Consider the following 26,864-nt stretch of genomic DNA (forward strand, 5'->3'; position numbering starts at 1 on the left):
GATGAATTCCTGGTGTCCCTCAGAAGCAGCTCGCGAGGTCCGTGTTATGAATACGGCTCGTTCTTGAATGCGGCCGTACCCACCAGCAGCCGCTTGCTGCCGCTCAGGTTGGCGATATTGTAGCCGAGGCCGGTCACGAAGATCGGCCACTGATAGAACAGCCTGACGACGACAATGTCTCCGGCGGCGCCCGGACTGTAGGTCATGTTGTTGACGAAGTTGCCGCTGTTGTCGATCTGGTTGCTGATCGAGACGCTCCCGAACGAGGAGTAGCTCTTCACGTCGATATAGATCTTGTTGCAGTCGAACAGCGCGGGAACCTGGGTGCAGACGTAGCTCGCGAATTGCGACTGCGTATAGGAGCCCTGTTGCGCCTGTCCGGTCAGGATCATGCGCGCCGAGTCCTGCGTGATGGTCTCGAGCACCTGGCCGGCAAAGAACATCAGCGCCGTTTCGATGATCGCGAACAGCAGCGCAAAGAAGACCGGCGCGACCAGCGCGAATTCGAGCGCGGCCGATGCCCGCCTGTTGCGCCGGAAGCGGCGCAGCAGCCGGCGCATCGAAGCGGTCGAGGAGACGGAGGCTTGCATGGGGTCATCCGGACTGGAAAGGCACATCAACCTGAGTGAAACGAATAGCGGAAACTCCTTGGGAAAGAGTTTCCTACGATACGGACAGTATGGCCCGCCGCATCAACCTCCCGCTAACCATGCTTGGGCAGGGCGATCGCATATGGTGAAAGAGGCTGGGCGCGCAGTCTTTTCGCGACCATCCTTCGAGACGCCCGCCTTCGGCGGGCTCCTCAGGATGAGGGCCTTTCTCCGCCGCAAAGCTGTTGATCCTCATGGTGAGGAGCGTCGCTCTTGCGACGCGTCTCGAACCACGAGGCCATGAAAGTTCCGCCCGGGAAAACCATATGCGATCGCCCTGCATGCTTGGGGGTGGCTCGCAGTCAGCCCTTCGAGGCAGCGCGCCACCTGTCCGACCCGATCATCGAAACCAAACGAATCGGGCTATCGAGCCGCAGCGCCAGCGGCAAGGCTCACCGCATCGTCGGTGCGGACGCGCGTGGAGAAGCGGTCAGACGTCGCCATCGACCCGGCCAGGCATGGCCAAGCCAGCGCTCAGTTGGTCTTCGACGCCGCTGCCGCGTTGCCGCTCGCCGTGCTGGACATCGTTCCAGCCTGGTCGAGCACCGATTTGAAGTAGTTGTCGCCGTCACCCAGGGTCACCCGGCGCTGGCAGATCGGCATGCAGCTATAGGTCTCGCGATCGACGCCGCGATACACCGTCACGAGCTGGTCGGTGGGCCCGGCGACCTGGATCTGGCGATCGATCAGCACCTGTCCGCCGCGATCCATCGCAATGAAGTTGGTGGCACCGTAGCTCTTGCCGGTGACGACGATGATGCCGCCGCTCTGCAAGGTCACATCGGCGATCATCGGATTGCCGACGACGAGGGTCGCGACCCGGTCGGGCAATTTGACCAGCTTGGCCTGGTCGACATTCACGGCGATGGCAGGATCGGGTTCCGCCGAGGCGGCAGCCGGCCACAGCAGCACGGCGGCGACAGCCGCCCGCAATGCGAAGGAAACAGAAGGACGACGTGATACACAGAACGACATACTCAACCCCGGGACCTTGACGAGCCGTCTCAAGCGATACGCAGCGGTGACGGCGCCCGACGCGGCAAATCTGCGCTCAATTGGTGAACGTTCTGCAAACGCCGCCATCTCAGCTCGGGCGGTTGCAGAACACGTCATCTTCGGAACGGAAACGCGAGCTGACCGCCGAACTCACCGGGCATCGTCGCCTCGTCCTTGCCGTAGGCCATGGGCAACTGCCCCTCCGGCATCCGGAACGTGCCGAACAGGATGTCCCAGATCGGGAACGTGCCGGCGAAATTGGTGTTGCCGCCCTGCTCCATCGACGTGTGGTGCCAGCGATGGAAGACGGGCGTGGCGAGGACATATTTCAGCGGGCCCAGCGTCCAGTTGAGATTGGCGTGGACGAAGGCCGAATGGAACGTCGTGAACGGTCCAACCCAGATCATGACATTGGGCGAGATGCCGGCCATCAGGAGGATGACGTCGACCGCGATCGTGCCGAGGATCAGGTTGATGGGATGGAAGCGGGCCGCCGAAATCCACTCCAGATCTTCCGAGGAGTGGTGGACCGCGTGGTATTTCCAGAACTCGCCGCCATGGAACAGACGATGCGTCCAGTACAGCATGAAGTCGGAGAGCACGAGAAAGAGCAGCCCCTGCAGCCATTCCGGAAGCTGCGCCAGCGGGCCGTGCCCGTTCTCATAGAAGGCGATCAACTCGTCGGCGTCGCGGATCTTGAAGAGAACGCTGGCGCCGAGCACGAGAAAGCCGATGCGGAGCACCCGCGCGAACACCGGCACGAAGAACCAGTAGACCACGTCGGTGACGAGCTCGCGCTTCTGCCACCACGGCTTGCCGGGATTGCAGGCCCAGAAGTGGCTGAGCACCGAGAACACCACTGCCAGCACCAAGGTGATCGGCAGCACCTTCTCGATGGTCTGGCCGAGCATCAGCGCGACTTCCCATGGCAGACCGGACATCACATTCCTCATCTCATGAACTGTTCCGAGGGGTACTCCTTGGCGCTTAAGGAGCCGTGAACCTCGTGGCCGGCCGAGCTGGGCTGCCGATCGGTCCAGCACGATCGACGCGGAGCCAAGGGCTCGCCGGCCAGGTCGACGGGACCATATGCCTATGGTGCGGAATGCGGCGCAGGCTCCTGCGCTGGAAACATTGGGCGCGGCAGTGGAAGCTCGCGCTCATCTTTTCAGCGAGATTGGCACGGCGCGTGCCGTGGATCATTTAGAATGATCACGGTCCGCTTCATCCTACGTTTACTCTGCACAATAACAGCCATTTGTCGCCGGGTTTCGGCGACCGAATTAACTACGCCGAAATTCCTGCCCCCTAGGGTGGCCGCATGGTCACGGTGCTGAGAACGCCGCAACGACCAGAGTTTGTTCGACCAGCCACGTGTACATGGAGTTACCTATGAAGAATCTTCTTGCTCGCTTCGTGAAGGATGAATCCGGCGCGACCGCGATCGAATACGGTCTGATCGCCGCCGGCATCTCGCTCGCGATCATTGCCGCGGTGAACGGTCTCGGCTCCAGCCTGAGCTCCAAGTTCGGCGCGATCAACACCTCGCTGAAGTAAGCGGTCGTCACGGCCGAGCAAAGAAGGCCCCGGACATCCGGGGCCTTTATCATTTCCACCTTCAGCTCCGCGGCGTTCAGTGATGCGTAACCACGTTTTGTCCGCAGCCGCGTCCCGGCCTCCGCCCAGCGGGACCGACGTCGCCTTGCGTTGGATCTGCGGCGGCCTCGGCCTGTCCATCCTCGCTCTGGCGGCCCGCATCGTCAGCGTCTGGTGAGATCGACAACCGGCCGGCCATTCCGGCCGTTTCCCGATCATTTATTTCTTGCAGCTAGACTCTGGCGCAGCGGCGCACCCATGCCCCGCGTCGATGCCATTGAGAGCCCATGACCCTCGATCTCGCGCGCCTCCTGCTGTTTCCGGCCCTGATGGCCTTTGCCGCGGCGAGCGACCTGTTCACGATGACCATTTCGAACCGGGTCTCCCTGGCGCTCGTCGCCGGCTTCCTGGTTCTGGCGCCGCTGAGCGGGATGAGCATGGCAGACATGCTGATGCATCTCGGTGCCGGCGCGACCTTGCTGGTGATTGCGTTCACGTGCTTTGCATTCGGCTGGATCGGCGGCGGTGACGCCAAGGTTGCATCCGCCGCCGCCCTGTGGTTCGGCTTCGCCCACCTGATGAACTACCTGTTGTACGCCTCGATCTTCGGCGGCGTGCTCACCCTCGCTCTCATGCAGTTCCGGCAATGGCCGTTGCCCTACATGCTGGCGGGGCAACCCTGGCTTGCACGCCTGCACGCCAAGGAGAGCGGCGTGCCCTATGGCATCGCGCTCGCCCTGGGCGCTCTGATGGTCTATCCGGAGACCGATTGGGTGAAGGCGATCGACGCTGCGCGTCTTGCATTGCTCTGAACACACCGTGTCAACGCGGTGTTAAGGCGATTTAGATACGCCTCATTAACCATGCTTTGACGAATAACTGCTCAACTCCCATCACGGCGGCGGAAACGTCGCGGCGTCATGTGGAAAGTGAAGCGTATGAATACCGCACGCATTGTGGTTCTGACCATCGCTGTAGGCGCTGGCGGCGTGGCCGCATATCTCGCGAGCGGGTCCGACGACCGGCCGGCTCAAGTCGCCGCGCCCGCGCCGCAGATGCCGACCGTCGACGTTCTCGTCGCCAAGGGCGACATTGCCCTCGGCCAATCCCTCAAGCCCGAAGATCTGCAGTGGCAGAGCTGGCCGGCGGCCACGGCCAGTTCCAGCTTCATCCGCCGCAACGAGCGGCCCGAAGGACAGACGCAGATCACCGGCACGATCGCGCGGGCGCCGTTCATTGCCGGCGAGCCCATCCGCGAACAGAAGCTCGTCAAGGCCGACGGCTCGGGCTTCATGGCCGCGATCCTGCCGGCCGGCATGCGCGCCGTGTCCACCGAGATTTCGCCGGAAACCGGCGCCGGCGGCTTCATCCTGCCGAACGATCGCGTCGACGTGATCCTGTCCAAGCGCGAACGCAATCCGGATCAGCCCAACGCGGGCGACGTCGTCAGCTCCGATATCATCCTGTCGAACATCCGCGTGCTGGCGATCGATCAGGCTCCGAAGGAAAAGGACGGCCAGACCACGGTGGTCGGCAAGACGGTCACGCTGGAGCTGAAGCCAGAACAGGCCGAGACGCTCGCGCGTGCCCGTCAAACCGGAACGCTGTCCCTGGCGCTCCGCAGCATCGCCGACGTCAACGTGGCCGAGCGCCGCACGGACGAGACCAGCCGCAAGCGCAGCGACAGCGTTGCCGTCGTCCGCTTCGGCATCCCCAGCACGATGACGACGCAGAAGTGAGCAAGAGGACCACCAAGATGACCTGCAGCGAAAATCAGCGGAAGATGCGGACCCTGCTGGTCCGCGCGCTGTCGTTTTCGGCCGCCGCTGCGCTGACCCTCAATCCGGCGATCGCGCCGGTGATCGCGGCAGACTATCGCCCGGCGACTGCAGCCGCCGCCGCGGACGGTCAGATCAATGCACGTTTCCTTGCGCTCGGCATCGGCAAGTCCGTCGTCATCGATCTGCCGCGCGATATCAAGGACGTTCTTGTTGCCGATCCGAAGATCGCGAATGCCGTCGTGCGCTCCTCTCAGCGCGCCTACATCATCGGTGCGGCGATCGGTCAGACGAATATCGTCTTCTTCGACGCGCAGGGCCAGCAGATCGCGGCCTACGACATCGCGGTCAAGCGCGACCTGAACGGCGCGCGGGCGGCGCTGAAGCAGTTGCTGCCGAATGCCGATATCCAGATCGAGGGCCTCGCCGACAGCATCGTGCTGACCGGCTCGGCGTCGAGCCAGATCGAAGCCCAGCAGGCCGGCGAACTGGCCGCCCGGCTCGCCGGCGGCGCCGACAAGGTCGTCAACTCGATCACCGTGCGCGGCCGGGACCAGGTCATGCTGAAGGTGACTGTCGCCGAGGTACAGCGCTCGGTCGTCAAGCAGCTCGGCATCGATCTCTCCGGCCAGCTCAACTACGGAACGGCTGTTATCAAATACGCGAACTCCAATCCGTTCACCGCCTACGGCAGCAATCTCGTCTCCAACAACGCCGTGACCGCGTCGTTAGGCGGAGCGACCCCGACGGTGCAGGCGACACTGCGCGCGATGGAGAACGCGGGCGTGATCCGTACGCTCGCCGAACCCAATCTGACCGCCATCTCGGGCGAGTCCGCGACCTTCATCGCCGGTGGCGAGTTTCCGGTTCCCGCCGGTTACTCCTGCGATCCGACGACCCATGTCTGTACGACGCAGATCAGCTTCAAGAAGTTCGGCATCTCGCTCAACTTCACGCCCGTCGTGCTCAGCGAGGGCCGGATCTCGATGCGGGTGATGACCGAGGTCTCCGAGCTCTCAAACGAGAATTCGATCACGCTGTCGCAAGCCGTCAGCGCGTCGACGGTCAACTCGTTGACGGTTCCCTCGATCAAGACCCGCCGCGCCGAGACCACGCTGGAGATTCCTTCCGGCGGCGCCATGGCGATGGCCGGCCTGATCCAGCAGCAGACCAAGCAGGCGATCAGCGGCATGCCGGGCCTGATGCAGCTGCCGGTCCTCGGCGCGCTGTTCCGCAGCCGCGACTACGTCAACAACCAGACCGAGCTGATGGTTCTGGTGACGCCGTTCGTCGTCCGCGCCGTGGCACAGAAGGATCTCTCCCGCCCAGACGACGGCTTTGCGGCCGCCTCCGATCCCCAGGCCGATCTCCTGGGCAGCATCAACCGCATCTACGGCGTACCCGGCCGGGTCGAACCCGGACGCAACTATCGCGGCACCTATGGCTTCATCACGGACTGAGCCGGGACAAGGACCTGCAACGATGACCACGAAACCCAGCCCCGCTCGACACCGCCGACTGCAACTTGCCGTGGCCCTGGCCGGCGCAGCGGTCCTGCTCGGCGCTTGCAACTTCCGCAGAGATCCGGCCGTCACGGCCAGCATCCCCGACGACTACCGGCTACGCCACCCGATCGCGATCCAGGAGGCCCCGGACTCCCTGGTGGTCTTCGTCGGCCAGGGCCGTGGCGGCCTGACGGCCGAGCAGCGCGCCGACGTGATGGGACTGGCCCAGAGCTGGATTCGCCAGGGCACGGGCGCGATCAGCGCCGACGTGCCGAGCGGCACCCCCAACGCACGGGCGGCTGCCGACTCGATGCGGGAGATCCACTCCCTGCTGGCCGCCGCCGGCGTCCCGCCGCACGGCATCACCGTACGCAACTATCAGCCGAAGGACCCGCGCCAGATGGCCGCGATCCGGCTTAGCTATCCAAAACTGTCGGCCACGGCGGGGCCCTGCGGGATCTGGCCGGACGACCTCGGGCCATCGATCAAGAACAAGAACTGGTTCGACAACAAGCCTGACTGGAACTACGGCTGCGCCTACCAGCGCAACATGGCGGCAATGGTCGCAAACCCGTCGGATCTCGTGCAGCCGCGATCCGAAACGCCGTCCTATACCACCCGCCGCACGGCGTTATTCGACAAATATCGCAAGGGACAATCAACCGCGATCACGTATCCAGAGGCCGACAAGGCCAAACTCAGCGACACAGGCAAATGATCAGCTACGCCCGACAGACCCAAGAGGAGCAGCCTGACGTCGTGCCGCCACCGGCCGACGATCACATCGCGCCCGCGCCGCGCGTGTCCGTGCAGGCGTTCTGTGAGACGGTGGAAACCGCCGCCACGGTTCAGGCCGCCGGTGAGGACCGGCGCCTCGGCAAGGCCCATCTGAAGGTTCAGATGGGCGGCATGGCGGCGGCGATCGAGGCCTACCGATCTGCCCCGACCCCGAACGTCATCATCCTGGAGACGGATGCGCGCACCGACATCCTGGCCGGCCTGGATCAGCTCGCTACGGTTTGCGACCCCGGCACGCGCGTCGTCGTGATCGGCCGCGTCAACGACGTCACGCTGTATCGCGAGCTGGTTCGGCGCGGCGTCAGCGACTATGTGCTGTCGCCAGTGACGCCGATCGACGTCGTCCGCTCGATCTGCAACCTGTTCTCGGCGCCGGAAGCCAAGGCTGTCGGGCGGATCATTGCCGTCGTCGGCGCCAAGGGCGGCGTCGGAGCCTCGACCCTGGCCCATAACATCGCCTGGGCGATCGCGCGCGACCTGGCGATGGACTCCGTGGTGGCAGATCTTGATTTGGCGTTCGGCACCGCCGGCCTCGACTACAACCAGGATCCTGCGCAGGGCATCGCGGACGCCGTGTTCTCACCGGACCGGATCGACATCGCCTTCATGGACCGGCTGTTGTCGAAATGCACCGATCATCTGAGCCTGCTGGCCGCGCCTGCGACGCTCGACCGGGTCTATGATTTCGGCGCTGAGGCATTCGATGCGGTGTTCGACACGCTGCGGGCCTCGATGCCCTGCATCGTGCTCGATGTTCCGCATCAATGGGCAGGCTGGACCAAGCGGGCGCTGATCTCCGCGGACGACATCCTGATCGTCGCGGCGCCGGATCTCGCCTCGCTGCGCAACACCAAAAACATGTTCGATCTCCTCAAGGCCGCCCGGCCGAACGATCGCATGCCGCTCTACTGCTTGAACCAGGTCGGCGTTCCCAAGCGACCCGAGATCAATGCGAGCGAGTTCGCCAAGGCGATCGAAAGCCCGCCGATCGCAACGATCCCGTTCGAGCCGCAGATCTTCGGCGCGGCCGCCAACAACGGCCAGATGATTGCGGAAATGTCTCCCAGCCATCGGACGACGGAGATGTTTCTCCAGATCGCGCAGCGGCTCACCGGCCGCAGCGAGACAAAGAAGCCGAAAGGCTCCTTCCTGTCGCCCCTGCTGGACAAGCTGAGGGCGAAGTAAGCACGCGTGGAGTTCTAAGTCGTGTTTGGTAAGCGTAGCGGATTGGACAACGATACCAGAGCCCTCAGGCCGGCCGCGCCGGCGCCCGAGCCGGCGCCGGCTGCGCCACGCGCGGCGGCTCCGGCCGTGCCGTCGCCACCTCTGGCTCCGACCCGGCAGGCTCCGCCGCCGCCGCCACCGGTTGTCGAGGCCCGGCGCTCGGACAGTTACTATCAGGTCAAGGCGACGATCTTCGGAGCGCTGATCGAAGCGATCGATCTCGCTCAGCTGGCCAAGCTCGACGGCGAATCCGCGCGCGAGGAAATCCGCGACATCGTCAACGAGATCATCGCGATCAAGAATATCGTGATGTCGATCGCCGAGCAGGAAGAGCTGCTCGACGATATCTGCAACGACGTGCTCGGCTATGGCCCGCTGGAGCCGCTGCTGTCGCGCGACGACATCGCCGACATCATGGTCAACGGCGCCGGCACGGTCTTCATCGAAGTCAACGGCAAGATCCAGCGCACGGGCATCCGGTTCCGCGACAACCAGCAGCTCCTGAACATCTGCCAGCGCATCGTCAGCCAGGTCGGCCGCCGCGTCGACGAATCCTCGCCGATCTGCGACGCGCGTCTCGCCGACGGCTCGCGCGTCAACGCCATCGTTCCGCCGCTGGCGATCGACGGCCCCGCGCTCACCATTCGTAAGTTCAAGAAGGACAAGCTGACCCTCGATCAGCTGGTCAAGTTCGGCGCGATTTCGCCGGAGGGCGCGGAGATCCTGCAGATCATCGGTCGCGTCCGCTGCAACGTGCTGATCTCCGGCGGTACCGGTTCGGGCAAGACCACGTTGTTGAACTGTCTGACCAACTACATCGATCACGACGAGCGCGTCATCACCTGCGAGGACGCCGCCGAACTCCAGCTGCAGCAGCCACACGTGGTTCGCCTCGAAACCCGCCCACCCAACATCGAAGGCGAAGGCCAGGTGACCATGCGTGAGCTGGTGAGAAACTGCCTGCGTATGCGGCCCGAGCGCATCATCGTCGGCGAGGTCCGCGGCCCCGAGGCATTCGACCTGCTGCAGGCCATGAACACCGGTCACGACGGATCGATGGGCACGCTGCACGCCAACAACCCGCGCGAAGCGTTGTCCCGCTGCGAATCCATGATCACAATGGGCGGCTTCTCGCTGCCGTCGCGGACCATCCGTGAGATGATCTGCGCCTCGATCGACGTCATCGTCCAGGCGGCGCGCCTGCGCGACGGCTCCCGCCGCATCACGCACATCACCGAGGTGATGGGCATGGAAGGCGACACCATCATTACCCAGGACATCTTCCTCTACGACATGATCGGCGAGGACGCGAACGGCAAGATCATCGGGCGCCACCGCTCGACCGGAATCGGCCGGCCGCGGTTCTGGGAGCGCGCGCGCTACTACGGCGAAGAGAAGCGGCTTGCGGCTGCGCTCGACGCCGCCGAAGTCGCGAGCAAGGACTGAGGAGAGACCCCATGAAGCTGCAGGCTCTCGCCCTTGCCTTCCTCGCCGCCACCGCGATCGGCGGCATCGCCTGGGTGTTCCTCTACCCCCTGCTGTCTGGCGAGCGGAAGGCCGAGCAACGGCGCAGCACCGTCGCCAAGTCCGAGCCGGTGGTCCGCCAGGCCGAACGCAGTCAGCGCTCGCGCCGCGAGCAGGTCGAATCTTCGCTGAAGGATCTCGAGGCGAAGGCCCAGAAGCAGAGCAAGGTGCCGCTGAACATGCGGATCTCGCAGGCTGGGCTTGACTGGACCGTGCAGAAATTCTGGATCGTTTCCGGGATCCTCGGCTTCGTCGTCTGCGCCGTTGCCTTCTTCGCCGGTGGCGGCCCGCTCGGCGCGCTCGGGCTCGGCTTCGCCGCCGGTCTCGGTCTGCCGCGTTGGATCCTCGGCTACCTCAAGAAGCGGCGCGAGAAGAAATTCCTGGCGGCATTGCCGGACGCCGTCGACGTGATCGTGCGCGGCATCAAGGCGGGGCTGCCGCTGTTCGAATCCATCAAGGTCGTCGCCGCCGACGCGCCAGAGCCTTTGCGCAGCGAGTTCCTCGGGATCATCGAGACCCAGGCGATCGGCATGCCGCTCGGCGAGGCTTGTGCGCGGCTCTACGAACGGATGCCGCTTCCCGAAGCCAACTTCTTCGGCATCGTCATCGCGATCCAGCAGAAGTCGGGCGGCAATCTCTCCGAGGCGCTCGGCAACCTCTCGAAGGTGCTGCGCGACCGCAAGAAGATGAGCGAGAAGATCCAGGCGATGTCGATGGAGGCCAAGGCGTCCGCGGGCATCATCGGATCGCTGCCGCCGATCGTGATGCTGCTGGTCTATCTGAGCACGCCCGAGTACATCTCGTTGCTCTGGACCCATCCGACCGGCCAGCTGATGCTGGTCGGCTGCGTGATCTGGATGTCGATGGGCATCCTGGTCATGAAGAAGATGATCAATTTCGATTTCTGAGGTGGACCATGGTCGACATTCTGGTCTCCAAGCTGCACGACCCGCACTTCATGACGATGTTCTTCGCCGCCATCGCGGCGACGGCCACCGTCTATACGCTGATCATGCCGCTGTTCGCAGGCGAGAACCTGAACAAGCGCATGAAGGCGGTCGCCAGCGAACGCGAGCGGATCAAGCAGCGCGAGCGCGAGCGGTTGAACGCCGGCGAGAAGGTCTCGCTGCGGCAGACGCCGAAGCAGCTCATCTCTCGCGTGGTGGAGGATTTCAACCTCACCAAATGGCTCGCCCAGGAGGCGGCCCGCGAGAAGCTCATCATGGCGGGCTACCGCGGCCAGGCGCCCTACATCACCTTCCTGTTCGCGCGCCTGGTGACGCCGCTGGTGCTGTTCGTCGGGTCCGTGCTGTACGTCTTCGTGATCGCGCATCTGCAGAAGTCGATGCCGGTCAAGATCGGCATCTGCGTCGGCATGGCCTATCTCGGCCTGCAGGCGCCGATGCTGTTCCTCAGCAATGCGATCTCCAAGCGCCAGCTGTCGATCAAGCGCGCGTTTCCCGACGCGCTCGACCTGCTGCTGATCTGCATCGAATCCGGCATGTCCATCGAAGCCGCCTTCCGCAGGGTTGCCATCGAAATCTCGAGCCAGTCGATCGCATTGTCGGAGGAGTTCACGCTGACCACCGCGGAGCTCTCCTATCTGCAGGACCGCAAGGTCGCCTATGAGAACCTCGCCCGCCGCACCGGCCTCGAGGGCGTGAAGTCGGTCTGCCTCGCGCTCCAGCAATCGGAGCGCTACGGCACCCCGCTCGGGCAATCGCTGCGCGTGATGGCGCAGGAAAATCGCGACATGCGCATGAACGAGGCCGAGAAGAAGGCCGCGGCGCTGCCGCCGAAGCTGACGGTGCCGATGATCCTGTTCTTCCTGCCGGTGCTGTTCGTGGTCATTCTGGGACCGACCGGCATCAAGGTCGCGGCCATGCAGTAGACGTAGACCGCTCGCGAGAAATTTCGCTTGCGGTCAGGGCTCTACCCTGGAAGCTAGGCGGAGCATGATCGAGGTCTCCGCCTGATGTCCGACAAGCTCCGCCGCGCCGACGGCGCCCGCGTCCTGGCCGATCTGAACGCACTGCGCGCCTTCGGCACCTACAAGACCGGCGTGCACCGGCCGACCTTCTCCGACGCCCATCGTCAATCGCTCGCTTGGCTCGCCGAGCGCCTGCCCGATGCGCGGCTGACGCCTGATATCGACGGCATCGGCAACGTGCTGGGCACCAGCGCCAAGCCCGGCCCCAAGCTGCTGGCCGGATCGCATCTGGAGAGCCAGAATCAGGCTGGCTGGCTCGACGGCCCGCTCGGCGTCGTCTACGCGCTGGAGGCGGCGCGCGTGCTCAATCCCGATCCGTCTATTGTCGGTGCGGTGGAGGTCGCCTCCTGGTGCGACGAGGAGGGCCATTTCGGCAGCATGCTCGGCAGCCGCTCCTATGTCGGCGACGTCAGCGAGGCCGAAATCGATGCTGCCCGCGACCGCAGCAGCCCGCGCACGCTGCGGGAGGCGCTTGCCGAGATGGGCCTTGCCGGACGGCCGCGCCTGCAGGCCGAGCCCGGCCGGCATATCGGCTATCTCGAAGCTCATATCGAGCAGGGCGACACGCTCGAGGCGGGCGAGCTCAAGATCGGCGTCGTCACCTCGATCGTCGGCATCTGGCAATACCGCATCACCTTCACCGGCGAGCAGAACCATGCCGGCACGACGCGGATGGCGGTGCGCAAGGATGCCGGGCTCGCGCTCGCCAAGTTCTGCGTCGCGATCGACGCGCGCTTTCCGGCCGCCTGCGGCCCGCGCACGGTGTGGACCACGGGACGCATCACGCTCGATCCGGGCGCACCGAGCATCATCCCCGGCCAGGCCGAGATGCTTTTCCAGATCCGCGACGACAATGCCGCCGTGGTCGACCGGCTCGAAGAGCTGCTGCGCGAGATGGCTGCGCAGGCGTCAGACGCAGGTCCCTGCCATGTCGCCGTCGAGCGCATCCGTACCGGCGCGCCAGCCATGATGGACGGCACGTTCCAGGATGCGGTCGGGGCCGCCAGCCGCGATCTCGCCGCCGGCAGGTCGCTGCGGATGCCGAGCGGCGCCGGACACGACGCGCAGGTGCTGGCCACCATCATGCCGGCGGGCATGCTGTTCGTGCCGTCGATCGGCGGCATCAGCCATCACTGGACCGAGAACACCGCCGATGCCGACATCGTCACCGGCGCCGACGTGTTCGTCGATACCTGCCGCCGCCTGCTGGCGGGCGCCACACGATAAGGCCCGCGATCAGCGAGGCACGTCGTCAGTCCGGCGGATTGAGCGCGGCCATCGGCGCCGCGTTGCGCGCCTTGCCCTTGCTTTGGCTCTGCCCCTGGATCATCTGCTTCAGGTAGGCGACGTTGGCGGCGGCCTCGTCCGGCGGCAGATCGGCCCGCGCGATCTGCTCGGCCTCCGCGAAGCGTCCCTGCAGGCCGACGACGAGCGCGAGGTTCTGACGCACCCGTGCGTCCGCCCGCTGCGAGCCGTAGGCCTGGCGCAGCACCTCCTCGGCCTTCGGCAGCTCCCGCGTCAGCATGTAGGACAGGCCGAGATTGGAGAGCACCGAGGGCTCGCCGGGCACGATCTTCAGCGCGCTGTCGTAATAGCGCCGCGCCTCCTCGTGGCGGCCCATCTGGTCCAGCGCGGTGCCCTGCACCGACAGCAGTTTCCAATCGGGATTGTCGGGCGAATGCGCGCGCGACAGCACGTCGAATGCGAGCTTGAAATTGCCGTTGTCGGCCAGCGCTCGGCCATAGGCCGCGAGCACGGTCTTGTTGCCCGCGTTGGCGAGCGTGGCCTGCTCCAGCACCGCAACCGCCTGCTCACGCTGGCCGTTGTTGCGCAGTGCCTGGCCATAGGCGACGGCAATGGCCGCATCCTTGGGATTGGCGCGGTAGCGCTCGCCATAGACCTCGACCGCGCGCTGCGGGGTCGCGGGCGGCGGCTCGGCGCGACTGCCTAGCGAGCCCGTGACGTCGGACATGGTCTGGCAGCCGCCGAGTCCCGCAGCGACGAGCGCGGCGAAGGCGACGGACGCGAGGAGCCGGGGAATGGAAGGCGGTTGACGCATGTCACTTGGACTCGACCGGGCGAATTGAACGCGCCAGCAATAAACTGTTAACGCTAACAGCCGGTTAATGGCGCGATCCCGGCGGAGACGTCACATTTGCGTCGGCTTGCGGGCGAGGCGCCCGGCGCGATTGCGGCGGCCTTCAAACTCTGCGAAGTCTGGCTCAAGCGCGCCAGTTAGGGAACCATTAGGCATGCCGTCGATGTTCGAGACCGCCTCCACAACGTCCGCCATCCCGATCACCTTCGTGACGAAGGCGAGCTGGCCGTGGATCAAGGAGAGCCTGTCGGCTGAAGCGCGCAACTTCGCCGAGGCCAACGTCTACACCGCCAAGCCCGGCAGCTATCTGGCGCTGCCCGGCGCGGACGGGCGCATCGCTCAGGTGCTGTTCGGCATCGAGGACGACGACGCCAAGCACCTTGACCTGTTCCGGCCGGGCGCCCTGCCCGGCCTGCTGCCCGCCGGCACCTACCGCTTCGCCAATGCGCCGCATGATAGCAGGCTCGCTGCGCTGGCGTTTGCGCTCGGCAGCTACCGCTTCGGCCGCTACCGCAAGGCCGAGACGCCGGAGGTCCGCCTCGTTCCGCCGGACGGCGTCGACGCCGCCGAGCTGAGCCGCCTGGCCGACGCGGCGACATTGGCGCGCGACCTCGTCAACACGCCGTCGAACGACATGGGACCCGAGGAGCTCGAGGCCGCCGCGAAGCAGGTCGCCGACCGCTTCGGCGCGCGCGTCACCAGCATCGTCGGCGACGACCTGCTGCAGGCGAACCATCCGCTGATCCATGCCGTCGGCCGCGCCTCGACGCGCGCGCCGCGGCTGATCGAGCTGGTTTGGGGCGACGCATCGCATCCCAAGGTCACGCTGGTCGGCAAGGGCGTCTGCTTCGACACCGGCGGGCTCGACCTGAAGCCGTCGAGCAGCATGCTGCTGATGAAGAAGGACATGGGCGGCGCCGCCAATGTGCTGGCGCTGGCGCAGATGGTGATGGACGCCGGGCTCAAGCTGCATCTGCGCGTGCTGATTCCGGCGGTCGAGAACGCGGTCGCCGGCAACGCCTTCCGTCCGATGGACGTGTTTCCGTCGCGCAAGGGCATCACGGTCGAGATCGGCAACACCGATGCCGAGGGCCGGCTGGTGCTGGCCGATGCGCTGGCGCTGGCTGACGAAGACAAGCCCGATCTGCTGATCGACATGGGCACGCTGACGGGCGCGGCCCGGGTCGCGCTCGGTCCCGATCTGCCGCCGTTCTACACCCAGGACGAGGCGCTCGCCGCCGATGTCGCGCGCTGCGCTGCCGCCGAGAACGATCCGCTGTGGCGGATGCCGCTGTGGGCGCCGTATGACTCGTGGCTCGACTCCAAGGTCGCGACCATCAACAATGCGCCTTCGGGCGGCTTCGCCGGGTCGATCACCTGCGCGCTGTTCCTGCAACGCTTCGTCGAGCACGCCAGGAGCTGGCTGCATCTCGACATCTTCGCCTGGACGCCGTCGGCCAAGCCCGGCCGCCCCGAGGGCGGCGAGTGCCAGGCCGCGCGCGCGCTCTACAAGCTCTTGAGCGAGCGCTATGGCTGATCCGAGGCTCACGCCGGCACGCGGCGATATCGCGGCCAGGCATCTCCAGGGACAGGTGACGGCTGCGCGCTTCGTCGACGGCGAGACCCTCGTCGTCGTCGATCCGATCGCGCCACTGCGGCTGCAGCCGCATTCCGGCGCCGAGCAGGCGACGCAGGCGCTGAAGGGCGAGCGCGTCACGGTCTACGACCGCAATGGCGAGGGCTGGGCCTGGGGCCAGCTCGAAAGCGACGGCTATGTCGGCTGGCTGCCGGAGGCGGCGCTGGCGGCGCCCAGTGCTGCGCCGACGCACAAGATCAGCGCACTGCGCAGCTTCGCGTTTCCTGGACCGTCGATCAAGCTGCCGCCGCTCGAGACGCTGCTCATGGGATCGACCATCGCTGTGACGCGTGACGAAGCGAGCTTCGTCGTCACGCATGAATCCTGGTTCGTGCCGAAGCAGCACGTCGTGCCGCGCGATCAGCGCGAGCCCGATTACGTCGCCGTTGCCGAGCGCTTCGTCGGCACGCCCTATCTCTGGGGCGGCAAGAGCAGCCTCGGCATCGACTGCTCGGGGCTGGTGCAGGTGTCGCTGAATGCCGCCGGCGTGCCGTGCCCGCGCGACAGCGACATGCAGCTCGCGGCGCTGGGTCGCGTGCTCGACGGTGGCGACCCACTCCGCCGCGGCGATCTGATGTTCTGGAAGGGCCACGTCGCCATCGTGCGCGATGCCGATACGATGGTCCATGCCAACGCGTTTCATATGGCGACGGCGATCGAGTCGGTCAGCGCCGCGATTGCACGGATCAAGGCGAGCGGGAGTGACGTACTCGCCATTAAACGGCTCGTTTGAGAAGGCCGAAGCACCACACGTGATGACATCGACACATCAGCTTCAAGGTATGAGTCTTGCTGGGCTGCTCGTGAATGGGCCCTCTCCCCTTGTGGGGGATGGCCTGTAGGACAGAGCAGCAAGCTCGGTCGGGTGAGGGGTCTGTATCCACGAGCACCTTCTTTGAAGAGACAACCCCTCACCCAAGCGAGTTCGCGGAGAGGCCGAAGATGCCCTCTCCCACAAGGGGAGAGGGCGCTGTATTGGCCATCAACGAGCCTAAGCAATAGAGACGCGCGTCTCCTCCTAACCAAGAGACTCGCATGCTCTCTCCTCCGTCATTGCGAGCGCAGTGAAGCAATCCAGGGCCGCGCAAGGACTCTGAATTGCGTCGCTGCGCTCGCAATGACGTGGAGGGAGGGGCGCAAGGATCCAATACACCTGTCAAACAGCATCAGGCCGGGCCAAACAGCACCGCGCGAGCGTCCGCGCTCTCGCGGCCTCGTCGGCCCGAGCTGTGCGACATTCATCCGCCCTCGAAAACATGAGAGGGCGCAGGGAAGGCCGGGTGCCGGTCGCACCCGTGGTTGCGTGCAAGAAAGCACGCGGTAGTCACCACAGGTACGGGCCGAACATCCGGCCTCCCCTGCGCGATGGGCTGCGTCTTATACGTGCTCTCCCCAGGGACCGGCGTTCTTGCCCCTGTCGGCCACGGGCTCATCGACCCGCAACCTTGACGCCAGCATCGGGGCGCCAGGACCACACGACTTCGTCGCCCGCCTGATGCCGTTCGTCCGTGCGCACATGCACACGCAGCATCAAAGCGGCCATCGCATCCCGCACCCGACGCCCGTGACGACGCGTACGTCCCTCTCGTGGGGCAGGACGGGGCGGAGTATGCACGAATTCCGAAAATAAGAAACCGGAATATTTTAACCGCGAGGGCTGGACAGATATTTGCAGACGCTGCCCGTCGGGCAAATCAATTCGCAATCATGCGACACATGAAAGAGCTAAAGAGCAGGTTCTACCTTGCTGGTTTTTCCATCCGCGCTGCTCGGCTCGGCTTAAAAAACTCCCCTACCCGGTCGGCTGTTCCAAAGAATCCCAAATTCGCACTGAAGCAAGCTGCCGTCAGCCCCTCGTATTCCCGCAGGATAATTAGTACGATATACGTATTCGACATTCTGATTCCCGTTCTGCTCATTTGATGACCACCACCGCAACGGCGAGTACTGACGATGAATTCCATCATCCCCCTTGGAAAATTTGAGAATGTACCCGTTAGAGAGGCTTGGCCAGCTGAGGACGATAACTTCACGCCGTGGCTTGCACAGCCGGACGCCATTACGATCCTTGGCAAAGCCTTAAACCTCGAACTGGAGGTTGAGGCGGTTGAACACTGGGTTGGCGCCTTCAAGGCGGATATTCTTGCGCGCATCGCAGATGAGCAAGACGACCATCGCGTGATCATCGAGAACCAATTCGAGCGAACAGATCACAAGCATCTAGGACAAATCCTGACCTATCTTGCCGGCATTGAAGGAGCAAAGACCATAATTTGGATTGCCGAGGTGATTCAGCCCGATCATCGCGCTGCAATAGATTGGCTCAACACGAACACCGCCGAGGACTTTTCATTCTTTGCGGTCGAGGTTGAACTCTGGCGTATTGGCAATTCGCCGCCGGCTCCTCGCTTCAACGTAATCGCTAGTCCGAACGACTGGACTCGATCGGCGCGGACAGCAACCCGCCAAGTCGCAGGGGCCGTTCGAGCGCAGAGTGATGCTGTTCGTCTGGGCTACTGGTCTTCATTTTCTGAGTATCTCAAGAAAAATGGCTCGGCATTTCAGCTCAAACGCCCCAATAGTAGACACTATTACAATTTTCCAACCGGACGATCTGGAATCCCGATCACCGTCACGTTCAGTACCGACAAAGAGAGAATCGGGGTCGAGCTGTACGTCTACAACGACGTAGAGAAGGCCGTCTTTCGCACTTTGCTCGCGGACAAGCAGACAATTGACGCAGAATTTGGGGAACAGCTCGATTGGCAGGAGCTCCCCCAGAGAAAGGCCTCGCGCATCGCGCTATTTCGTTCGGACATCAATCCTACGGACGAGAAGCAATATCTAGAACTCCATGCTTGGATGCTCGACAAGATGAATCGGTTCTGGAGAGTCTTCGTCCCCCGCGTGAAGTCAATGCGGCCAAGCGGCGAGGCCGGCTCGGTCGGACAGGAAGCAGAGGACGATTAGCCGTCAGGCTTCGGTCTTCCCCGGTCAAATTTCCGTCCCCAGCACGGGCGCCAATGGGGGTGAGTAACGGGCCAAAGGGGACGCCACTGAGAACAGTACTCAAGGCTCTGCCCGGCTTCGCTGATCGGAATCCGATCGAGGACGGCCTACCCAGCTTCATCAGTAAGTCAGTAGCCGCTCAGTCTCAAAGCGCTGAACGAACCGACCGCGCTCCATCCCCTAGCTCGCTGCCGCCCCATTCCCCGCCGTCTCGTTCCTGAACGCGGCCGCGAACAGTGCGCGGGTGTAGTCGGTCTTCGGCGCCTTGAACAATTGCGCGGCCGGCCCCTCCTCCACCACCTTGCCATGGCGCATCACGATGAGATGGCTGGCGAGGGCGGCAACGACGCGGAGGTCGTGCGAGATGAACATGTAGGTCAGCTCGCGCTTGCGCTGCAGCTCGCGCAGCAGCTCAACCATCTGCGACTGGAACAGCATGTCGAGCGCCGAGGTCGGCTCGTCCAGCACGACGAAGCTCGGCTCCAGCACGACCGCGCGGGCCACTGAGATGCGCTGGCGCTGGCCGCCGGAGAACTCGTGCGGATAGCGGAAGCGCGTCTCCGGATCGAGCCCGACATCGGTGAGCGCCTTGACGACCTTCGCCTCGGACTGCTCCTCCGACAGGTCAGGCTGATGCACGCTCAGGCCTTCGGCGATGATGTCGCCGACCGACATGCGCGGACTGAGCGCGCCGAACGGGTCCTGAAAGACGATCTGCATGTCGCGGCGGAACGGGCGCACCTGCTTGAAGGTCAGCCCCTGGATCTCGTTGCCAAGAAACACGATCGGACCGTCGGAGGAGATCAGCCGCAGCAGCGCCAGCCCCAGCGTGGTCTTGCCGGAGCCGGATTCACCGACCACGCCGAGCGTCTCGCCCTTGCGCACGGCGATGCTGACGCCGTCGACCGCCTTGATGTGGCCGACGGTGGAGCGGAACAGGCCGCGCTTGATCGGAAACCAGACCTTGAGATCCTTGGCCTGCATCACCACCGGTGCGTCGGGCCGCGGCGGCGCGGGGTCCGGCTTCGGCTCGGCGGCGAGGAGCGCCCTGGTGTAGGGATGCGACGGCGCGGTGAACACCTGCTCGACCGGACCCTGCTCGACGATCTTGCCACCGTTCATGACGCAGACACGATCGGCGATGCGGCGGACGATGCCGAGGTCATGGGTGATGAACAGCAGGCTCATGCCGAGCCGGGCGCGGATGTCGGCGAGCAGCGCCAGGATCTGCGCCTGCACGGTGACGTCGAGCGCGGTGGTCGGCTCGTCGGCGATCAGCAGATCGGGCTCGTTGGCGAGCGCCATCGCGATCATCACGCGCTGGCGCTGGCCGCCGGAGAGCTGATGCGGATAGCTGCCGAGCCGCGTCTCCGGCTCGGGGATGCCGACTTGCGTCAGCAGTTCGAGCACGCGCGCCCGCGCCGCGCCGTTCGAGATCGGTCGGTGCAGATGCAGAATCTCGCTGATCTGCCGCTCGATCGTGTGCAGCGGATTGAGCGAGGTCATCGGCTCCTGGAAGATGATGGAGATGTCGCTGCCCCGGATGCCGCGCATCTCGCCTTCCGACAGCGGCAGCAGATCGCGGCCCTTGAAGCGGATGCTGCCCGACGGATGCGAGGCGACCGGATAGGGCAAGAGCTTCAGCACCGACAGCGCGCTGACCGACTTGCCCGAGCCGGACTCGCCGACCAGGGCGACGCACTCGCCGCGCTTGATGTCGAACGAGACGTGGTCGACGGCGGTCGACAGGCGGCCCTGCTGGTGGAAGGCCACCGAGAGATCGCTGACCGAAAGCAGCGGCTGGCTGATCGCATCCATGTCGGTCACCTGAACGTCTTGCGCGGATCGAACGCGTCGCGCACGGCCTCGCCGATGAAGATCAAGAGCGACAGCATGATCGCGACCGAGAAGAAGCCGGTGAGACCGAGCCACGGCGCCTGCACGTTGGACTTGGCCTGCGACAGCATCTCGCCCAGCGACGGCGATCCCGGCGGCAGGCCGAAGCCGAGGAAGTCGAGCGCGGTCAGGGTCATCACCGAGCTCGACACGATGAAGGGCAGGAAGGTCATGGTCGCGACCATCGCGTTCGGCAGGAGATGGCGGACCATGATGACGGCGTTGGAGACGCCGAGCGCGCGCGCCGCCTGGATGTACTCGAAATTGCGGCCGCGCAGGAATTCAGCGCGCACCAGGCCGACCAGCGAGACCCAAGAGAACAGCAGCATGATCCCGAGCAACGTGAAGAAGCCGGGCACCAGCACAGCCGACAGGATCAGGAGCAGATAGAGATAGGGAATCGCGTTCCAGATCTCGATGAAGCGCTGGAACAACAGATCGACCCAGCCGCCGAAATAACCCTGCACGCCGCCGGCGGCGATGCCGATGATCGAGGAGAAGAACGTCAGCGACAGGCCGAACAAAACGGAGATGCGGAAGCCGTAGATCAGCCGTGCGACGACGTCGCGGCCCTGGTCGTCGGTGCCGAGCCAGTTGTATTCGAGATCCCGGCAGCTCTTCAGCCCCTTCTTCTCGACCACGGATTTGCACTGTGCCTCCGTCAGCATCCAGGTCGGCGGCGATGGCGCCGGCGTCGGCAGATCGAGATTGTGCGTGGCGTAGGAGTAGCGGACCAGCGGCCAGATCACCGTGCCGCCCTTGTCCGCAATCAGCTTCTGCAGATACGGATCACGATAGTCCGCGGCGGTCTCGAAGTCGCCACCGAATGCCGTTTCCGGATAGGTGACGAACGCCGGGAAGTACAGGTGGCCGTCGAACTTGATCAGGAACGGCCGATCATTGGCGATCAGCTCGGCGAACAGCGACACCACGAACAGGAACAGGAAGATCCACAGCGACCAGTAGCCGCGGCGGTTGGCCTTGAAGTTCTGCCAGCGGCGCTGATTGAGCGGCGACGGCCGGAAGCGGTGCCGCGTCGGCGGCACGGCCTCGCCGAGCGGGGCCTGCGCCTTGGTCTCGACCGGAGGGGTGGCTGTGATCGTCATCAGACCTCCCGCGCCTCGAAGTCGATCCGCGGATCGATCCACATGTAGGTCAGATCCGAGATCAGGTTGATCGCGAGGCCGAGCAGCGAAAAGATGAAGAGATTGCCGAACACAACGGGATAATCACGATTGAGAATGCTCTCGAACGAGAGCAGGCCGAGCCCATCCAGCGAGAAGATGGTCTCGATCAGCAGCGAGCCGGAGAAGAAGGCGTTGATGAAGGTGCCTGGAAAGCCGGCGATCACGATCAGCATGGCGTTGCGGAACACGTGGCCGTACAGAACCTGGTTCTCGCTGCAGCCCTTGGCGCGCGCGGTCATGACATATTGCTTGCGGATCTCGTCGAGGAACGAGTTCTTGGTCAGCAGCGTCATGGTCGCGAAGGCGCCGAGCGCCATCGATACCAGCGGCAAAGTGAGATGCCAGAAATAGTCGATGATCTTCCAGTACCACGGGAAGTCCGACCAGCCATCCGACGTCAGCCCGCGCAGCGGGAAGATGTTGAGAAACGAGCCGCCAGCGAACAGGATGATGAGCAGGATCGCGAACAGGAAGCCCGGAATGGCGTAGCCGATGATGATCACGGCCGAGGTCCAGACGTCGAAGCGCGAGCCGTCCTGCACCGCCTTGCGGATCCCCAGCGGGATCGAGATCAGGTAGGTCAGCAGGGTCATCCAGATGCCGAGCGACATCGACACCGGCAGCTTCTCCTTGATGAGCTGCAGCACGCTCGTGTCGCGGAAATAGCTCTTGCCGAAATCGAAGCGCGCGAAATTCCACACCATCAGCGCGAACCGCTCCGGCGCCGGCTTGTCGAAGCCGAACTGCTTTTCGAGCTGCTTGATGAAGGCGGGATCGAGCCCCTGCGCACCGCGATATTTCGAGTTCAGCTCGCCGCCGGATCCCACCTGTCCCGGCGGCCGCGCGCCGAAATCCGAACCACTGCCGCCCGAGATGCGCGAGGTGCCGCCGGTGTCGGCGCCGGTCAGTTGCGCGATGACGCGCTCGACCGGGCCGCCCGGCGCGAACTGCACCACGACGAAGGAGATGAAGAGGATCCCGAGCAGGGTCGGGAGCATCAGCAGGATGCGACGGGCGATATAGGCGGCCATGAACTACTTCGCCTGCTCCAGCTTTGCGGCTTTGGCGGCATCGTACCACCAGATGTCGGGGGCGCCGACGCCCGAGGCGTATTTCGGCGGCTTCGGCGGGTGGCTGAACTGATCCCAATAGGCGATCGGGTGGGTCTGGCGATACCATTGCGGTATCCAGTAGTGGCCGGCGCGGAACACGCGATCAAGCGCCCGGCAGGCCAAGGTCAGCTCGATGCGGGTCTCCGCCGAAATCGCCTTGTTGACCAGCGCGTCGATCGCGGGATTGCTGATGCCGCCGAGATTGTAGGAGCCCTTGGTCTTGGCCGCGTCCGAGGTGAAATACGGCCGCAGGCTGTCGCCGGGGGTCGGCGACATCGACAGCCGCTGCACCGTGATGTCGAAATCGAAATCCTCGACCCGGGCGCGATACTGCACGGCGTCGACGATGCGCAGATCGGCGTCGATGCCGAGCGTCTGCAGGTTCTTGATCAGGGTGCCGTGATGCGGCTTGAACGAGACCTCGTCGATCAGGAACTCGATCGCGAACACCTCGCCATTCGGTAGCAGCCGCTTGCCGTCCTTCACCGGCAGGCCGGCCTGCTGCAGCAGTTGCGTGGCCTTGCGCAGCAGCGTGCGATCCTGCCCCGAGCCATCGGAGACGGGAGGGACAAAGGGCTCGCCAAACACATCGTCGGGCACCTGGCCGCGGAACGGCTCGAGGAGCTTCAGCTCCTCCGGCGACGGCGGCCCGACCGCGACCATGTCGGAGTTCTGGAACGGCGACACGGTGCGCGCATAGGCGCCGTACATGATGGTCTTGTTGGTCCATTCGAAGTCGAACGCGTAGGTCAGCGCCTGGCGGACGCGCGGCTCCTTGAACTTGTCGCGGCGGGTGTTGATGAACCAGCCCTGTCCGCCGGACGGCGTCTCGTCCGGCAGCAGCTCGCGCTTGACGCGGCCGTCCTTGATCGCCGGGAAATCGTAGCGCGTCGCCCAGATGCGCGAGGTGAACTCCTCGCGGAACAGATAGCTCTTGGCGGTGAAGCCCTCGAAGGCGACGTCGCGGTCGCGATAGAACTCGTAGCGGACGATGTCGAAATTATACATGCCGCGGCTGACCGGCAGATCGGCGGCCCACCAGTCCTTGACGCGCTCGAACTCGACATAGCGGTTGATCTCGTATTTGCCGACCTTGTACGGGCCGGAGCCAAGCGGCACGTCGAGCGGGTTCTCGTCGAAGGCGCGGTTGGCGTACCAGGCCTTGGAGAAGATCGGCAGGGTCACGACATAGAGCGGCACGTCGCGCGCGCGCTTCTCGACGAAGCTCACCACGACGGTCGCATCGTCGAGCGCCTCGGCCTTGATGAAGTCGCGCAACTGCACGACGATCAGCGGGTGGCCCTTTTCCTTCAAGGTGTTCAGCGAGAACGCGACGTCATGTGCCGTGATCTTCGTGCCGTCGTGGAAGCACGCCTCGGGACGGAGCGTGAAACGATAGCTCAGCTTGTCCGCTGATATCGCGACGGACTTCGCGACCAGCCCATACACCGCGTCCGGCTCGTCGCTCGCGCGCACCATCAAGGTCGCGAACGTCATATCCATGCCCTGGGCGCCCTCGCCCTTGAGGACATAGGCATTGAACGAGTTGAACGTCTGGTAGGACTGGTTGTAGGCGCGCACCGAGGGGATCAGCGAGAACAGCCCGCCCTTCGGCGCGTCGGGATTGACGTAGTCGAACTGCCGGAAGTCGGCGGGATATTTCAAATCGCCGAACGCCGACATGCCGTGGGCCTCGGCGCCGAACTCCGCGGCCTTGGCCGGCGTGAGCAACGGCGCCGTGAGCGCGCCGAGCCCAAGCCCGAGCACGCCGCGCCGCGACAAATGAGAAAGCCGGCTCAAGAGCGCTTCACCTTGGCGGCCTTGTCGGCATCGTACCACCACAGATTCGGCCAGCCGGACCGCGCATATTTCGGGAATGGCGTGAAATGGCTGAAGCGGTCCCAGCGCGCGCTGCGCGAAAACGGATAGGTGAACTGCGGGACGACGTAGAAATTCCACAGCAGCACCCGATCCAGCGCGTGCGTCGCGGCTTCGAGCGAGGCGCGATCCTTGGCGTAGATGATCTTCTCGATCAGCGCGTCGACGGCGGGATTCTTGATGCCAATCGTGTTCTTCGAGCCGGGCTCGTCGGCGGCCTTGGAGCCCCAGAAATCGCGCTGCTCGTTGCCGGGCGACAGCGACTGCCCCCAGACGTCGATGATCATGTCGTAGTCGAAGGTGCGCACCCGGTTCTCATACTGGACGTTATCGACCTGGCGGACCGTCACCGCGACGCCGAGGCGCTCCAGCGACGGCTTGTAGAACAGCACGATGCGCTCGGACGACGGGTCCTGGACCAGGAGTTCGACCGTGACCGGCTTGCCGGCGGGATCGACGAGCTTGCGGTCCTTGATCTCGAAGCCTGCGTCCTTCAGCAGCCTGGTGGCCTCTCGCAGATTGGCGCGAACGTTCTCGGGATTGCCGCCCACCGGGGCCTGGTAGACCGTAGTGAACACGTCCGGCGGCACCTTGTCGCGCAGCTCCTCGAGGATCTGCAGCTCCTGGCCCTGCGGCAGCCCGGAACAGGCCAGATCGGTGCCTTCGAAGTAGCTGTTGATCCGCTTGTACTGGCCGTAGAACAGCTGCTTGTTCATCTCCTCGAAATCGAAGGCGTAGTTGAAGGCGCGCCGCAGCCGCGCGTCCTGGAATTGCGGACGCCGCAGGTTGAAGGCGAAGCCCTGCATGCGGCCGGAATCGCTGATCGGGAATTCGTCCTTGACCACGCGCTTGTCGTTGATGGCCGGGAAGTCGTAGGCCGTCGCCCATTGCTTGGCGGAGTTCTCGTTGATCCAGTCGGCCTGGTCGGCCTTGAAGGCCTCGAGGGCGACGATGTTGTCGCGGAAATATTCGAACTGCAGCTCGTCGAAATTGTTCTGGCCGATCTGGACCGGCAGGCTGGCGCCCCAGTAGTCCTTGACGCGCTCCATCTTGATCGAGCGGCCGGGCACGAATTCCTTGATGCGATACGGGCTCGACCCGAGCGGCGGCTCCAGCGTCGTCGCGGTGACGTCGCGCTTGCGCCCTTGCGCGTCGGTGCCTTCCCACCAATGCTTCGGCAGCACCAGCAGCTCGCCGACGATGTGCGGCAGCTCGCGATTGCCCGGACCGTCGAAGGTGAACTTGACCTCGAGATCGCCGGTCTTCTCGGCCTTCACGACGTGGCGGTAGTAGGACGAATAGTGCGGGCTGTTCTTCTTCAGGACGTCGAGCGAGAAGATGACGTCCCCGGGCGTCACCGGCTTGCCGTCGTTCCAGCGGGCTTCCTTGCGCAGGCGGTAGATGACCCAGGAGTAGTCGTCCGGATAGGCCGCCGACTCGGCGAGCAGGCCGTATTCGGTCGACACCTCGTCCTGCGACCGCGTCATCAGGGTCTCGTAGACCAGCCCCGCCGCGGACGCGATGTTGCCCTTCACATACATCACGACGATGTTGAAATTGTCGAAGGTGCCGAGCGAGATCATCCGGGCTGTGCCGCCCTTGGGCGCGTCGGGATTGACGTAGTCGAAGCGCTTGAAGTCGGCCGGGTACTTGATCTCGCCGAACAGCGACAGGCCGTGGCGCCAGACCAGTTGCTCGCCGGCCTGCGCCTGCGCGGCGTCGAGCGGGACGAGGCTGGCGGCGGTGCCGAGCGCCGGGGTCATCGCAGCGAAGACGCTGCTCTGCAGGAGCTGTCGTCGGGTAATCGTCAAATGAGACTTCCTCTGAATAAGACCGCTTGAAGCAGGTGGTCGGCCGTGGCCGCTGCTGCTCAAAGATCCAACGTTCGATCGTAACCCAATTCGCAAGGGCAGGTTTCGCCGGCCTCAGCCAGGGTGCTCCAGCCCGTGAACCCGTTCCATTCAGGGGACCAATATACGGCAAGGTT

Annotated in this window: 22 protein-coding genes; 13 read left to right on the forward strand and 9 right to left on the reverse strand. The window is 64.5% G+C overall.

The features are described from left to right. Positions 1-44: 44 nt before the first annotated feature. From QX128_RS18610 to QX128_RS18620, 3 genes are all read right to left on the reverse strand, one after another. Positions 45-590 carry a TadE/TadG family type IV pilus assembly protein gene (locus QX128_RS18610; protein ID WP_315804699.1) on the reverse strand — a complete coding sequence of 182 codons (546 nt, stop codon included), beginning with the start codon at positions 588-590 and terminating at the stop codon, positions 45-47. 534 nt (positions 591-1,124) lie between these two features. Next, positions 1,125-1,625, reverse strand: a complete 501-nt coding sequence (locus QX128_RS18615; RefSeq protein WP_315804698.1) for a pilus assembly protein N-terminal domain-containing protein — start codon at positions 1,623-1,625, stop codon at positions 1,125-1,127. Between the two features lie 134 nt (positions 1,626-1,759). After that, positions 1,760-2,587, reverse strand: coding sequence for a sterol desaturase family protein (locus QX128_RS18620; protein WP_315804697.1), 828 nt, complete (start codon positions 2,585-2,587; stop codon positions 1,760-1,762). A gap of 451 nt (positions 2,588-3,038) precedes the next feature. Between QX128_RS18620 and QX128_RS18625 the strand changes: the two genes are divergently transcribed. From QX128_RS18625 to QX128_RS18670, 10 genes are all read left to right on the forward strand, one after another. Beyond that, positions 3,039-3,203 (forward strand): Flp family type IVb pilin, encoded by a 165-nt coding sequence (locus tag QX128_RS18625; protein WP_231317342.1) that lies wholly within the window; start codon positions 3,039-3,041, stop codon positions 3,201-3,203. Between the two features lie 326 nt (positions 3,204-3,529). Next, positions 3,530-4,054, forward strand: coding sequence for a prepilin peptidase (locus QX128_RS18630; protein ID WP_315734617.1), 525 nt, complete (start codon positions 3,530-3,532; stop codon positions 4,052-4,054). A gap of 126 nt (positions 4,055-4,180) precedes the next feature. Further along, the gene (gene cpaB / locus QX128_RS18635) at positions 4,181-4,981 is read left to right on the forward strand and encodes a Flp pilus assembly protein CpaB (RefSeq protein ID WP_316177237.1); all 801 of its coding nucleotides are present in this window, start codon (positions 4,181-4,183) and stop codon (positions 4,979-4,981) included. A 17-nt stretch (positions 4,982-4,998) separates the two neighbouring features. Beyond that, positions 4,999-6,480 carry a type II and III secretion system protein family protein gene (locus QX128_RS18640; RefSeq protein WP_315804839.1) on the forward strand — a complete coding sequence of 494 codons (1,482 nt, stop codon included), beginning with the start codon at positions 4,999-5,001 and terminating at the stop codon, positions 6,478-6,480. Positions 6,481-6,502: 22 nt separating this feature from the next. Continuing rightward, positions 6,503-7,243, forward strand: coding sequence for a CpaD family pilus assembly protein (locus QX128_RS18645; protein WP_316238178.1), 741 nt, complete (start codon positions 6,503-6,505; stop codon positions 7,241-7,243). Then, positions 7,240-8,508, forward strand: coding sequence for a CpaE family protein (locus tag QX128_RS18650; RefSeq protein WP_315804695.1), 1,269 nt, complete (start codon positions 7,240-7,242; stop codon positions 8,506-8,508). Before QX128_RS18645 ends, QX128_RS18650 begins: the two co-directional genes overlap by 4 nt. A gap of 21 nt (positions 8,509-8,529) precedes the next feature. Next, positions 8,530-9,993: a CpaF family protein gene (locus tag QX128_RS18655; RefSeq protein WP_316177231.1), complete on the forward strand. Its 1,464-nt coding sequence runs from the start codon at positions 8,530-8,532 to the stop codon at positions 9,991-9,993. Positions 9,994-10,004: 11 nt separating this feature from the next. Beyond that, the gene (locus QX128_RS18660; protein ID WP_316238179.1) at positions 10,005-10,979 is read left to right on the forward strand and encodes a type II secretion system F family protein; all 975 of its coding nucleotides are present in this window, start codon (positions 10,005-10,007) and stop codon (positions 10,977-10,979) included. Between the two features lie 8 nt (positions 10,980-10,987). Then, a complete protein-coding gene (locus QX128_RS18665) occupies positions 10,988-11,962 on the forward strand; it encodes a type II secretion system F family protein (protein WP_315753445.1) in 975 nt (324 codons plus the stop codon). An 84-nt stretch (positions 11,963-12,046) separates the two neighbouring features. Next, entirely contained in the window at positions 12,047-13,288 is a 1,242-nt protein-coding gene (locus QX128_RS18670) for a Zn-dependent hydrolase (RefSeq protein WP_316238180.1), read from the forward strand. 25 nt (positions 13,289-13,313) lie between these two features. Here QX128_RS18670 and QX128_RS18675 read toward each other — a convergent pair whose 3' ends face one another. Continuing rightward, positions 13,314-14,120: a tetratricopeptide repeat protein gene (locus tag QX128_RS18675; protein WP_315804691.1), complete on the reverse strand. Its 807-nt coding sequence runs from the start codon at positions 14,118-14,120 to the stop codon at positions 13,314-13,316. A 193-nt stretch (positions 14,121-14,313) separates the two neighbouring features. Here QX128_RS18675 and QX128_RS18680 point away from each other — a divergent pair, with 193 nt between their 5' ends. The 3 genes from QX128_RS18680 to QX128_RS18690 all read left to right on the forward strand — a co-directional run bounded on the left by QX128_RS18680 (position 14,314) and on the right by QX128_RS18690 (position 18,765). Then, entirely contained in the window at positions 14,314-15,696 is a 1,383-nt protein-coding gene (locus QX128_RS18680) for a leucyl aminopeptidase family protein (RefSeq protein WP_316238181.1), read from the forward strand. Further along, on the forward strand, positions 15,689-16,528 hold the full coding sequence (locus QX128_RS18685; protein WP_316238182.1) for an NlpC/P60 family protein: 840 nt from the start codon (positions 15,689-15,691) through the stop codon (positions 16,526-16,528). Before QX128_RS18680 ends, QX128_RS18685 begins: the two co-directional genes overlap by 8 nt. A 1,220-nt stretch (positions 16,529-17,748) precedes the next feature. Continuing rightward, positions 17,749-18,765, forward strand: coding sequence for a DUF4268 domain-containing protein (locus tag QX128_RS18690; RefSeq protein WP_316238183.1), 1,017 nt, complete (start codon positions 17,749-17,751; stop codon positions 18,763-18,765). A gap of 219 nt (positions 18,766-18,984) precedes the next feature. Here the strand turns inward: QX128_RS18690 and QX128_RS18695 are convergent, their stop codons facing one another. Genes QX128_RS18695 through QX128_RS18715 form a run of 5 tightly spaced genes read right to left on the reverse strand, consistent with a single transcriptional unit; the run spans position 18,985 to position 26,640 of the window. After that, positions 18,985-20,622 (reverse strand): ABC transporter ATP-binding protein, encoded by a 1,638-nt coding sequence (locus tag QX128_RS18695; RefSeq protein ID WP_315805768.1) that lies wholly within the window; start codon positions 20,620-20,622, stop codon positions 18,985-18,987. 5 nt (positions 20,623-20,627) lie between these two features. Next, entirely contained in the window at positions 20,628-21,806 is a 1,179-nt protein-coding gene (locus QX128_RS18700) for an ABC transporter permease (protein ID WP_315805767.1), read from the reverse strand. Further along, positions 21,806-22,918, reverse strand: a complete 1,113-nt coding sequence (locus QX128_RS18705) for a microcin C ABC transporter permease YejB (RefSeq protein ID WP_315805766.1) — start codon at positions 22,916-22,918, stop codon at positions 21,806-21,808. Before QX128_RS18705 ends, QX128_RS18700 begins: the two co-directional genes overlap by 1 nt. Before the next feature lie 3 nt (positions 22,919-22,921). Beyond that, a complete protein-coding gene (locus QX128_RS18710; RefSeq protein ID WP_316238184.1) occupies positions 22,922-24,799 on the reverse strand; it encodes an extracellular solute-binding protein in 1,878 nt (625 codons plus the stop codon). Beyond that, a complete protein-coding gene (locus QX128_RS18715; RefSeq protein WP_316238218.1) occupies positions 24,796-26,640 on the reverse strand; it encodes an extracellular solute-binding protein in 1,845 nt (614 codons plus the stop codon). Before QX128_RS18715 ends, QX128_RS18710 begins: the two co-directional genes overlap by 4 nt. Between the last annotated feature and the right edge of the window lie 224 nt (positions 26,641-26,864).

Source organism: Bradyrhizobium sp. SZCCHNR1015 (assembly GCF_032489875.1).
GTDB lineage: Bacteria > Pseudomonadota > Alphaproteobacteria > Rhizobiales > Xanthobacteraceae > Bradyrhizobium.